The sequence below is a fragment of the Clostridium tyrobutyricum genome (genome assembly GCF_019144085.1).
Classification (GTDB): domain Bacteria; phylum Bacillota; class Clostridia; order Clostridiales; family Clostridiaceae; genus Clostridium_B; species Clostridium_B tyrobutyricum_A.
The window spans coordinates 1-12303 of record NZ_JAHHUY010000030.1; the positions used below are offsets into that span (position 1 = coordinate 1).

General features: G+C 27.9%; 15 protein-coding genes. 9 read left to right on the forward strand and 6 right to left on the reverse strand.

Annotated elements, in window-relative coordinates; genetic code table 11:
- Positions 1 to 232 precede the first annotated feature (232 nt).
- Positions 233 to 1057: a methyl-accepting chemotaxis protein gene (locus KM800_RS12025; protein WP_217813304.1), complete on the forward strand. Its 825-nt coding sequence runs from the start codon at positions 233 to 235 to the stop codon at positions 1055 to 1057.
- Between the two features lie 367 nt (positions 1058 to 1424).
- Here KM800_RS12025 and KM800_RS12030 read toward each other — a convergent pair whose 3' ends face one another.
- Both KM800_RS12030 and KM800_RS12035 read right to left on the reverse strand, forming a co-directional pair.
- The gene (locus KM800_RS12030) at positions 1425 to 2297 is read right to left on the reverse strand and encodes a DNRLRE domain-containing protein (protein ID WP_217813305.1); all 873 of its coding nucleotides are present in this window, start codon (positions 2295 to 2297) and stop codon (positions 1425 to 1427) included.
- 77 nt (positions 2298 to 2374) lie between these two features.
- Entirely contained in the window at positions 2375 to 2674 is a 300-nt protein-coding gene (locus KM800_RS12035; protein WP_217813306.1) for a hypothetical protein, read from the reverse strand.
- A 636-nt stretch (positions 2675 to 3310) separates the two neighbouring features.
- Here KM800_RS12035 and splB point away from each other — a divergent pair.
- On the forward strand, positions 3311 to 4318 hold the full coding sequence (gene splB, locus KM800_RS12040; RefSeq protein WP_217813307.1) for a spore photoproduct lyase: 1008 nt from the start codon (positions 3311 to 3313) through the stop codon (positions 4316 to 4318).
- Positions 4319 to 5040: 722 nt separating this feature from the next.
- Here the strand turns inward: splB and KM800_RS12045 are convergent.
- Positions 5041 to 5535, reverse strand: coding sequence for a hypothetical protein (locus tag KM800_RS12045; protein ID WP_217813308.1), 495 nt, complete (start codon positions 5533 to 5535; stop codon positions 5041 to 5043).
- Positions 5536 to 5710: 175 nt separating this feature from the next.
- Here KM800_RS12045 and KM800_RS12050 point away from each other — a divergent pair, with 175 nt between their 5' ends.
- From KM800_RS12050 to KM800_RS12065, 5 genes are all read left to right on the forward strand, one after another.
- Positions 5711 to 5965, forward strand: coding sequence for a hypothetical protein (locus KM800_RS12050; protein ID WP_217813309.1), 255 nt, complete (start codon positions 5711 to 5713; stop codon positions 5963 to 5965).
- A gap of 198 nt (positions 5966 to 6163) precedes the next feature.
- Positions 6164 to 6994 (forward strand): glycoside hydrolase family 25 protein, encoded by an 831-nt coding sequence (locus KM800_RS12055; RefSeq protein ID WP_217813310.1) that lies wholly within the window; start codon positions 6164 to 6166, stop codon positions 6992 to 6994.
- 2 nt (positions 6995 to 6996) lie between these two features.
- Entirely contained in the window at positions 6997 to 7260 is a 264-nt protein-coding gene (locus KM800_RS12060; protein ID WP_217813311.1) for a hypothetical protein, read from the forward strand.
- Positions 7261 to 7432: 172 nt separating this feature from the next.
- Positions 7433 to 7558 carry a hypothetical protein gene (locus KM800_RS15545; RefSeq protein WP_254906551.1) on the forward strand — a complete coding sequence of 42 codons (126 nt, stop codon included), beginning with the start codon at positions 7433 to 7435 and terminating at the stop codon, positions 7556 to 7558.
- Positions 7559 to 7749: 191 nt separating this feature from the next.
- Positions 7750 to 7965 (forward strand): hypothetical protein, encoded by a 216-nt coding sequence (locus KM800_RS12065; protein WP_217813312.1) that lies wholly within the window; start codon positions 7750 to 7752, stop codon positions 7963 to 7965.
- Between the two features lie 273 nt (positions 7966 to 8238).
- On the opposite strand, the gene KM800_RS12070 is transcribed toward KM800_RS12065, so the two are convergent.
- Entirely contained in the window at positions 8239 to 8616 is a 378-nt protein-coding gene (locus tag KM800_RS12070; protein WP_217813313.1) for a L,D-transpeptidase, read from the reverse strand.
- A 172-nt stretch (positions 8617 to 8788) separates the two neighbouring features.
- On the opposite strand from KM800_RS12070, the gene KM800_RS12075 reads away from it, so the two are divergent.
- The gene (locus KM800_RS12075) at positions 8789 to 9745 is read left to right on the forward strand and encodes a thermonuclease family protein (RefSeq protein ID WP_217813314.1); all 957 of its coding nucleotides are present in this window, start codon (positions 8789 to 8791) and stop codon (positions 9743 to 9745) included.
- 296 nt (positions 9746 to 10041) lie between these two features.
- On the opposite strand, the gene KM800_RS12080 is transcribed toward KM800_RS12075, so the two are convergent.
- Positions 10042 to 10233: a hypothetical protein gene (locus tag KM800_RS12080; protein ID WP_217813315.1), complete on the reverse strand. Its 192-nt coding sequence runs from the start codon at positions 10231 to 10233 to the stop codon at positions 10042 to 10044.
- 278 nt (positions 10234 to 10511) lie between these two features.
- Positions 10512 to 10673 (reverse strand): hypothetical protein, encoded by a 162-nt coding sequence (locus KM800_RS12085; RefSeq protein ID WP_217813316.1) that lies wholly within the window; start codon positions 10671 to 10673, stop codon positions 10512 to 10514.
- A 144-nt stretch (positions 10674 to 10817) separates the two neighbouring features.
- Between KM800_RS12085 and KM800_RS12090 the strand changes: the two genes are divergently transcribed.
- Positions 10818 to 12194: a PhoH family protein gene (locus KM800_RS12090; RefSeq protein ID WP_217813317.1), complete on the forward strand. Its 1377-nt coding sequence runs from the start codon at positions 10818 to 10820 to the stop codon at positions 12192 to 12194.
- The last annotated feature ends 109 nt before the right edge of the window (positions 12195 to 12303 follow it).

The following is a 12303-nucleotide window of genomic DNA, read 5'->3' on the forward strand; positions in this document are numbered from 1 at the left end:
AAACCATATAGAATAATAAGTGTTCTAAGGAACTACATTAGATAAATTGTTGTTTCCCCAACAATATATTAAAAAACATCCTTTAATTGGGGTGTTTTTTTAGGCTAGTTATATTTAATTGTATATTTTAAATTTACAATCACAAGTAAAATAAATAAAATTAACAGGAAATAATCATTTTTTGTCGAATAATATCGATATAAGTTAAAATTTATTTTGAAGGAGAATTATTATGTTAAAAAAAGCGATCTTGGAAGCCTACTTGCACGTTATGCCAAAACTTAAAGATATATTGCGTGAGGATATAGCAGTAGCTGTTGCAGATACTACAACATTTTTATCCTATAGACCAGGAGATGCTCTGGATATAAAAATAAATGTAGGCAGTAGCGTACCAACTGATATCATGTTATATAAAACACTTAAAGATGGTAAATCATATAGTGAAATAGTTCCTAAAGAGGTATTTGGAATCTCATTTAAAGAAATTACATATCCTATTAAGGATTCCAATGGAAATGTTATAGGTGGTATTGGTATAGGAAAAAGTTTAGATCAACAATTTAAAGTTGAGGAATCAGCAGATACTTTATTTTCTTCTCTTGAAGAGACTAATGCAAGTATTGAAGAGATTAATGCGGGAGCAGAAAAGCTGCTTAACATGATAGATAATTTGGCAGAAATCACACAACAAACGGAAAAAGAGATATTAGAAAGCAATGAAATGATAAGTATGATAGGGAATATTGCTTCACAATCAAATTTATTGGGTCTTAATGCGGCTATAGAGGCAGCCAGAGCGGGAGAAGAAGGCAAGGGTTTCACAGTTGTTGCAAATGAAATGAGAAAGTTGGCTAAATCGAGTAGTGAATCATCAAAGAAAATTTCAGAAATATTATTAGAAATGAATAAAAACATTAAAAATATTTTTAATATAGTAAATCAAGTTCAATCTGTTTCAGAAAGCCAATCAGCTGCAACTGAAGAAATAACTGCCACATTGGAACAAATTACTCAAAGTGCTCAAACTATGTCTGATATTGCAAAGGTAAAATAAAGTTACTGTTTCATGTTGATTTTAGTATGTTTATTCAACAGCATAATTAAAAAATAATAATTCTTTACAGCACCGTATTATTCAGATGAATTTTTACGGTGATTTTATATTTCAAATAAAAAAGCCAGGGGTGAAATCCTGGCATAAGCAATGGTTATAGGAGAACTACAATTATTTAAATACTGGGGATTCAGCATCCCAATTATAAAGATATCTATCAATATACTTCACCATAATATTTTAGTCTATGTAAATATTAATAGATTCAATATATCAATATCCTTATGTAAAATAGGATGTACAGAAATAATAAATATTATACTGGAAATTGTAATATTTATTATTATATCTTAGTTTAGGCTTTGTCCTAAATGCTGGCGGAACCTCTATAAGCTCCATAAATATTAGTACTTGTTATTGAATCACCTGTATTAAGTGCAGGTACTACAGGGATTGAATATGTCTTATTAATATTAAGTGGTTCATCAGTAGAATTGATATATTCATCTGAAACATAATATTTATCAAGGGTACCACCAATTCTCGTTATAACTAATTCTATTATTACTACAAATATAGAATGTTGTTCAATTGTTCCGATTGCTATGACTTCAGTTAGACTAGGATTTGGAGAAACTGGAGCAATAATAGGGTTACAACTATTAACTATCTGTACTGATAGATGAAAATCATGATTGCAATGTAATTTGTTATTTTTAGTGTATTTGTTGCTATTGTTTTCATAAGTAATGGTTATAAAAGGAACTATATGTTTTTTCTTTGCTAATGCCGAGCCAAAATTTGCTATAGAGTTGTTCCACATGTTGGAAATTATCATACCTTTGTTTGATGAAACATTTTTAATCCATGAAGAAACTATATGAGTTATATCTATAGTAACTGTTGATTTTGATATTATTGGATAAAACCTGGCTCCACTAAATTTATCCGCTGCTGGAATTCTAGAATAAGTAGTGTATATGCTGAAATGGTCATACATTGGATATATTATAAATTCAATACTTTTATCATTGTGGAAACCATCACATTTAAATAGTGTTAATTCAGCTTTGGTTACTATAATATTATTTGGTAATGAAGAAATATTGAAATAAAGTAAACTATGATACTCAAATCCGTTATCACATCCTACGATTATCTTGTAGTCTTGAATATTCCCATTTGGAATTTTATCAGTCAATGTGAGACTTTTACTTGCTGGAATCACAAATGTATTCAAAGATATGACCTCCAATTTAAAATTATATAATAGATGACCAATAACATTTTCATGCTTTGGTCATCTGTATATTTATATTATGACTGAACTATTTGAGCTTTTAATGACCCATAACTTGTTAATGTTACAGTTTCATTTGTTTCTAATTTTGGAACAATTGCAAGGTTAAGGGTATCATTAACAGCTAATGGGGTTGTACCTGGTGAATTGTCATAAACAACAGATATAGAGAAATAATCATGACTAGCGTCAGCTCTAAGAACATCTAATTGTACTGCTTCAACGAAACTAGCTCCTATGGGTACAGTTCCTGTTACTGTAACTAATTGTCCAGAAGCAGTTTGAGGTGTATCAAAATCTACTGGTAATGCAGCCATATAGTATTCACTTCCTTAATTTTTATTTAGTATAGATATAAACTTCTGTCTAATAAATATAGTATTTGAAATTTGTGAAATTGTTACTAATAGGCTCAATACCAGCAATGTGTAAATGATTAAAACTATATTTTACATGATCAATCTAGTTAATTATAGGTATATTTTGATATTATTCATAAAATGGTATAAATTGTTTACAGATACTTAACCAATATGACATTAAGCCGTAACAAAAACCATATAGAATAATAAGTGTCCTAAGGAAATACCTTAGAGAAAATGGAAATAATGCTTTTACATAAATGAACAAAAGTAATGGTAATTACCAAACTGGTGTCTGTGGTTGCAGGGCACATTAAACTTAAGTGCAACTGCCATTAGATAAATAATTGTTGTTCCCCAACAATATATTTTAAAAATTATCCTTTAATTAGTGAACTTTTAAGGGAGTTTTAAGGATGATTATATAATATAATAATTGAAAAAGCAAAATAAATTTAAATAATAGTCCCCCTATTATTTAACAAAAATAAGTACTGGTGAAAGCTGGTGCTTATTTTTATAATTGATAGAATAGGTTTTTAGAGTATTATTTTTAATTTTAGTCACATAATATTTTTGAGGTGAATAATATTGTTTGAGCCTAAAAGAGTTATATTTGAAAATGCAGCATTGAAATATAAAACAGGAAAAGAAATAATGAAATATTTTAAATATAAAGATGTAGAATTACTGTTTTCTAAAAGTGGAAGAATAACACAGATACCAGGAAGTACAGCTTCTAGAATGTATTTTGAAGGTAAAAGTACATTAGTAGTAGGAATTAGAAAGCCTTCTGAATTTCAATCATGCAAACCATCTGCACACTATCAATTACCATTGGTGAGTGGTTGTATGGGAATGTGTGAATATTGTTATCTTAATACCCGAATGGGTAAAAAACCTTATACAAAGGTTTATGTAAATATAGATGAAATATTAAATAGAGCAGATAAATATGTTAAAGAGAGACAGTCCGATATAACAGTTTTTGAAGGTGCAGCAACTTCTGATCCGATCCCCGTTGAGCCTTATACAAAGAATTTAGAGAAATGTATATTGCATTTTGGAAAAAGCCAGAATAGTTATTTTAAATTTGTTACTAAATTTACTGATATAGATAATCTTCTCAATTTAAAACATAATGGAAAAACTACTATAAGATTTAGTATAAACACAGATAAAATAATAAATAATTTTGAACATGGAACTCCTAAATTTAAGGATAGAATGAATGCAGCTAAGAAAGTTTTAAATACTGGATATAATATGGGATTTATAATTGCACCAGTATTTTTATATCCTAATTGGGAAACTGAATATAAAGGTATTATAAATGAAATAGGAAAGAATTTTTCTGGATCATCAATCTCTTTCGAAATAATATCTCATAGGTTTACTAAAAAGGCAAAAGAAAATATTTTAACAGTATATCCTAAAACAATGTTGCCGATGGAAGAGGAAATGAGAAAGTTTAAATATGGTCAATTTGGGTATGGTAAGTATGTATATAGAGATGATGAATTAAAATATATGAAAGAGTTTTTTAAGGAAAATATAGAAAAATATTTTGATAACTCAAGTATAAAATATATAATATGAGGGCGTGATGAAAAGGCTGCTTAATATTGAGTATCTCAAATTAATTAATATTAATACTTGAGTTTTTCGATCAGTTCATAAGTAATTATTGTCACATTTTCATCAAACATAATTTTACTTTTTAGGTTGCCATTGTAACTGTTTACAAAATATTATATAATAATAATACATACTAAATATATACATTTAAGACTATATCCAAAATACTCCTAAATGTAATTTTTTAAAGCCCTGGTTAAAATCCAGGGCTTTATTTTTATATAAGTTATTTATTTCTAAACTTGAAATATAAGTTTGTTATTAAGAGTCCTACAGATTTCATTGACTCCTGGAAAAAATGCTATTTTATACATTAGTTAAATTCAAAAAATGCAAAACACCGTAATATCCAAAAGAATTTTACGGTGTTTTTATTTTGAAAATCGGAAGTTTAGGAATAAACCCTAACATAATAATGGTTAATATGAGCAATAATCTTATAAATCAAGATTACTAATGAAGTATTTTTAAACCCTGGGGATTCATCGTCCCCAGCATAAAGGTATATATCAACATATTTAAGCATGATATTTTAGATTATGTAAATATCAAATATTAATAAATTGATATCCTTATATAATTATAATGTGCATAATCCAAGTTATTATACTGGAAAATTAAGGCTTGATACTTGAATTACAAATATAATTTTAAGATTTTCTTTAAGATTTATATTTAATACATTAGAAACACATTACTATAATTTTATAGGGATTTGTCTGGGCAGGTATGCTTCTTGTAGTAGGACCGTAAGTAACTATTAAATTACGCTTTCTAAGACTTTTGGTAAATAGCTGTCCATTTTCAAGTAATATTAGGGTGTTGGATGAGATATTTAATTTTAATGTATTATCAGTATTTATCAACTCATTATTGAAATAATCTACTTTTACATTTCTATATGGAGTATCTCTTGCTATTACAATTGCTCTAAATTGTGGTGGAAAAATTAATGGTACGGCTGCATTAGCATTATAGAATCCAATTATCATATCGCCTATTTGTATAATCTCATGATCTACAAAATAAGTAGATGGTGAGATTACAAAATTAACTACATTTTTATTTGAATCTTGTACAGACATTAATTTATAACATCCATCTGATTTACCGGTTTCATCTATTAAAAAATCATTAATCTCAATAACAATGCCATAAAAGCTTTGAAATTTTTTCATATTATGCCTCACTATAATTATTTAATATAGTTTATGCAGAATTAATGGTTTCAGTTACTGTATCTATTGGTTTATAATTATATATTGGATGTAAGCCTTTCAATTGTAATAAAATAGACGAAAAGTAAATCACTTGTTACGATGTAATTAAAATATTAGAATAGGAGATAAATAAGTGAAAAATTTATTGAAATATATTCCTGGATTTAGATCTGATAAAAAAGTTAAAATTATAATTGCATCAATATATTATATATTTTGTTTATTAACACTTATATCAGGATTAGGAGTATTTATGATATTTTTTGCAATACCTTTCGTAATTTTTTATGCAATAGATGTAATAAAAAACAGACATATGGAATCGCTTTTTCCATGCTTGATAGCAGTACTGGTTATATGTATAGGAGCGATGAATATACCTAAATAATATTAAGTTGTTTTAATAATTCCCTATAAAAAATTAACATATTTTGTGGTTTTTAAAAGTAAAAGTGTGCAAATAAGTATCCATAACTTAGGGTGCTTATTTTTATATTTAAAATTAGAAACCTAGGCAAAATTTTTAAGTAAGAAAAATGTCAGTTTTTAAGAATAATAAATACAATGAAAATAGGGAGGGGATTTTATGATTAAAGGCTCAGATATAAGCAATCTTAATGGAGTAGTTAATATTAATCTGATTAAAAATGCAGGTTATCAATTTGTTATTTCAAAAGCAACCGAAGGCGCTACTTTCGTAGATAAATATTATAATAGCAATATTTCTAATACCAAATCCTTAGGACTTATTTCGGGAGCATATCATTTTGCCAATTTTCAGGATGAAGCCAAGGCAATACGTGAAGCCGATTTTTTTAAATCAATAGCAGCAGGAGCAAATCCTGATTTTGTGGTTCTGGATTTTGAACAGAAATGTAGCGGCGATATGACAGATGCTTGCTTGGCTTTTTTGGATATTATATCTGACATTGCTCCAGCACTTATTTACTGTAATCCAAGCCATATAAAAGCACATCTCAACAGTAAAATAACTAAATATCCATTATGGATAGCGCATTATGAAGTCAAATCACCAATTTTTACTTTATGGGATAAATACTCAATATGGCAGTTTACAGATAAAGGGCAGATATCAGGTATAAGTGGATATATAGATCTTAATTATATGACGGAGAATTTTTATAATTCTATAAAAGGAGGAAAAAAGAAAGTGAAAAATATAGTAGTTTATAATTATGGGCCAGACCAGAATAGTGCAGAAATACTTGCTGACTATCTTAACTGTCCTACGATTTCCAACAGTAGAAAATTTGATTTCAGTCAGGTTGAAAATGTATATGGAGTTGGTGGAAATGAAAGTCAGTATACAAGCTATTTAACTAGATTGATCAGTGGTAAAGACAGATATTTAACAAATCAGGCTGTGCTTGATTTTATTAAAAATGGAGGTAAATAGATATGGCAAAGTATAGAAAGAAATCTGCTGAAATTGAAGCAGTACAATTTTTTTCAAATATGGAGTGCATGTCTAAATTATATACTTTTCTGCCATTTAGAGTATTGGTATTTTCAAATGATAATAAAAAATATATTATAATACCAACCTTAGAGGGAAATATGTTGGTTTCCGAAGGAGATTATATTGTAAAAGATAGAAATGGAGAGTTTTATCCATGCAAACTTGATATATTTGAAAAAAACTATGAGTTTATAGAAGATTAAAATACAAATTGCTTTAAGTCTAGGGTAATAAAATGCCCTAGCTGTATTTCCTAATGCATTTTTCATAAGGTTAGTATTGGGCTATGGAATATAATAACTTAACAACGTGCTTGAAAAAATAGGTGTTATAACATGTATATATAGGTTATACTATAAATAAGAGGTGATTTATTTGGGACGTAAAAATAATAAGGGAAAAAAAGTAGAACTAACTGACTTTAGTTATTTACTTAGTAAGGACAATGATAAAAGTATTGATGATCAAATTGAGAAAAATGATACTGAGAAGGAAGATTAGTTGCCTTCTTTTTTATAATTAAAGAATAAGTAAAGTGATAAAATTAAAGCAAATGTTTACATTGTATTAAAAAATTAAATAGATAGTTTACTAATATGACATTAAAATGCAACATAAAACCTATATCATAATAAGTGTCCTAAGGAAAGTGTCTTAGAGAAAAATAATTATTTGAAGGGGTGAATGTATGCATGAATTTTCCAAATAATACTATAAGTTATAGTACGACAAAGCTGGAAGAAATACAAAATAAAATAGAAAAAATAAAATTAGAATATAGTAAATTAAATAGAAACTGTGAAATTGAAGTAATATCTAAACCTAATCCTTATATGATTACTTTTGATGGATATACCAATATGAAATTTCAGCTTTCTATATATATTAGACATTTAGGTGTTAAGTAGTAATAAATTAAAAATTATTTTAAAGTAATGGTAATTACCAAACTGATGTCTTTGGTTGCAGGGCATTTTAAATTTAAGTGCAACCGCCATTAAGTACAAATAAATATTGAAATAAAGATTTTGAGTATATAAACCTAGAGGACAAAAGTAAATTAGAATGTAAAATAGTTAGAAAAGAGTCTTAATTTGATATGATCCCCTTAAAGTAAACATGGTAAATAACCAAAACTACTTTAAGGGGGTTTCTCTATGTCTAGAAAATCAAAAACCAGGTCATATTATTTTTACTGGTGTACCTATAGGAACAATATTGCTTAATTCAATAACTTGATTGTTGAACATTCTTATACATCCATTAGAAACGTTTTTTCCAATTGAGGAAGGATTATTTGTACCGTGAATTCCATAGTTTCCATTTGGTGCATTTAAGCCAAGCCATCTTGCTCCAAATGGGCCACCTGGATTTACCGCCCGATTAATTATTATGAAATTTCCTTTAGGAGTTGGAGTGGATGGCTTTCCCACTGCTACCTTATAGCTTTTATAAATAATATTATTCCTAAATAGTGTAAGAGTATGGGCTTTTGTATTTATAAGTATGTTATATTCAGCTCTATAGCAGTAGACATATGGATATAAATAAAAGAACATTTAGTATATCTCCTAAATATGGTTATATATACATAATATAAATAATTATAATAATGTGTTAAAAATATATATTGTTATTCAAATATCAAATCATATCCTGTCATAAAGTGGACAAGATATGAACAATTTGTTACAATGTGGATTGACTAAATTATACAAGGAGGAATATTAAATGATAAAAAGAAGTTTTATAAACAAATCATTTATATTATCTATTATAATAATTTTATTATTTACAGTTGCTGGATGCTCAGATTCTTCTACAGTTAATAGTCAAAATAAATCTAATCAGAGAACAACACAAAGTTCAGTTTCTAAAAGTGTTGCAGGTACATCACAAATTAAGGATTCAGGTAATTCAGCTACAGTATCACCAATAAAACTCCAAAAAGCTAAAGTAACTCATCATACCGATGGAGATACTATTGGTGTGACGTTAGAAAGTGGACAGTATGAAAAAGTCAGATTTATAGGAGTCAATACTCCAGAATCTACTACAAAACATGAGGAATATGGAGAGCAGGCCAGTAATTATACAAAGTCACAGTTATATGGAAAAACAGTATATCTTGAAAGTGATGCAGGAATTACGGACAAGTATGGAAGACTTCTAAGATACATATGGATTTCACCACCTACAACAATAAATGAAAGTGAAATCAGATCTAAAATGTTTAATGCTATTCTTGCTGTAAATGGATATGCAGAACAAATGACAATTCAGCCAAATGTAAAATATGCAGATTATTTTAGAAAGTTTTGTGCTGAAGCTAGAGAAAATAAAAGAGGATTATGGGCTGTAAATCCTAATGGAACCACAAAGGGAGATGGAATAAGTGCTCCATCAAGCTCAAGTAGCAGTAGTTACCAAAGTACATCTTCCAGTAATTCTGAAAGTTATACAACTGGATCAGCTTCAAGCAGTGGCAGTTCAAACAATTCAACTAGTGAAAGCAGCAGTACATTAAATTCTTCCGAAAATGGACGGATAAAGGGAAATATAAATTCCAAGGGTGAAAAAATTTATCATTTACCTGGAGACCCATATTATAATAGAACTAAAGCTGAAGCATATTTTGATACCGAAGCACAGGCACAAGCAGCAGGGTATAGACCAATTCAAAAATAGGAAAGTTTATTAAAATATTTGTCCTAAATTTATTATGGATTAATCATCTATTGTAATCATTATCATAATTATATATAATAGTATTTGAAGGCTCCATTGTTAAGCTTTAACTCTAATTAATAAGGGCCTAGTTAATCTAGTATCTTATTAATTGGAGTTCTTATAAATAAAAAAGCCAGGAATAAAAATCCCTGGTCATAATTAATCAATAGAAGGTAATGAATGTACATTAATATTATTTACTATATCTGATTTATTATACTAAAATTTACAATGTATCTATATTTAAGGAGTTATCAATCTATTCTATACCAATTAAATAAAAACCAATCTGTATTTTTCTGACCAAATGTTTCTATAAGTTTATCATATACTCTTTTATCATAAAAAGAATTGGCATTATTGAATTCGAGAGTGTTTATTGCTATGTCATACATCGCTTCAAAGAGTTCTGTATTGAATATATTTTTAACTTTAATACATACCATAGGGAACACCCCTTTTTATTTTATTATACTTTAAAAATGCTTACATGTAAACGATATTAAAGTATAATAATATGTGATATTGAGTTATAATATTAGATATATAAAATAAAAATAAGTATCATTTTGTTGATACTTATTTTTAATGTATTTTATAAAAAATAGTGATGCTAATTGAAATGTAAGGTGAAGACTGGTAATTATTGAAATGAATGATTTTGCATACTTGAGTTATATAAATATTTATGATTAAATACCATAAATCTGTTAATATATATTTTCTATTTAGTATTTTGGGTATTTGTTTGAGCTGTATCTACAATCCAATTATTTATATAGGTGTCTTTATCTATATTATTATCTAAGCTATTATTGAAAACCAAGTTTACAGATGCTGCTGAATTTATATTTTCCCTGTTTTTGATTGTATGTCTATTATCCATAAAAAACACTCCTTTACTTAATTAGTGTTTCCCAATAATTCATTTTAATACGATTATATTTGATAATAATTAATATAATGATTTTAGTATGTTTATTTTTAATGTTTCCATAATATAATAATATTAGAGAGGAGAGGAGCCATTTTGAGAAAGACATATGTTTTAGATACCAATGTTATTCTTTACTCACCAGTTTCCATATTAAGTTTTGGAGAGTGTGATGTGGTAATTCCAGAAGTTGTTTTAGAAGAATTAGATAATTTTAAAAAGAATAAAAATGATCTAGGTGCAAATGCCAGGAATGCAGCTAGATTAATAGATGATTTAAGAAAAAAGGGCAAGCTTGATAAAGGTGTTAAATTGCCTGGTGGTGGGAACCTTAGAGTTGAAATGAATCACTATAATATTAAGATGCCTCAATCATGGGATAAGTTTAAGCCTGACAATAGAATAATACAAGTTTGTATGGGACTTAAAGAACAGGGAGAAGATGTCTGCTTGATAACTAAAGACACTTTTGAGAGAATTAAAGCAGATACTGTAGACATACCGGTAGATGATTTTTATGAGAAAATAGTACCCGAAGATGAAAGTCAATATACTGGAAGAACAGAAGTATATACATCACAGAATGATATGGCTGAATTTTATAAAAATAAGTATTTGGAAATGGATAAGATAAATAGTTATATAGAATCAAAAAATGAGTATTATACACCTAAGTTGTATAATAATGAATTTGTTACAATTCGATGTTTTGAAAATCCTAAACAAACCGCCTTAGGAAGATTCGATGGAAAAAAGATTGTACAACTTAATTTTAAGGATATTTCAGCTATAGGTATAAGTGCTAGAAATGTAGGACAAAAATTTATGCTTGAGTCATTGTTTACAGGAGCGGATATAGCACCACTTGTAATAATAAAAGGTCCTGCAGGAACTGCTAAAACTTTATTTTCACTGGCAGTTGGACTTCATAATATATTGGAAGAAAATATGAGTCAATACAGGAGAATATTGATATGCAGACCCAATATAACTATGGATGAGGATATAGGGTATTTACCGGGTACTGAACAAGAAAAAATATCTCCATTTATGAGACCTGTACTGGATAATTTAGAAATATTGGTGGATTCTGATGAAAAAGAACGATATAAAAACGAAAAAGAACTTGCAGATAAGATTAGAGAACTATTTGACAGAAGAATAATAGCTACGGAAGCCGTTGGATATTTGAGAGGAAGATCTATAGTCAAGAATTGGATCATAATAGATGAAGCTCAAAATCTTACACCAAAGCAAGTCAAAGCTATTGTAACTAGAGTAGGTATAGGAACAAAACTTTTACTTGTAGGAGATCCTGAACAAATAGATCAGCCATTTTTAGATTCAAGATCCAATGGATTAAGTTATGCATCTGAAAAGATGAAGGGTAGCAAATTATGTTATCAAGTTACTTTAAAACATAGTGAATGTGAACGTTCCCCACTTGCCTATGAAGCATCTAAAAAATTATAGAAACTTAAAAATTTATAGTATTATTTAATAAAATTATGGAATTATAATTATAAAGTATTTAAAATTATAATTTCATAATTTTTTTACTTTGTTAAGTAATATGCATTTG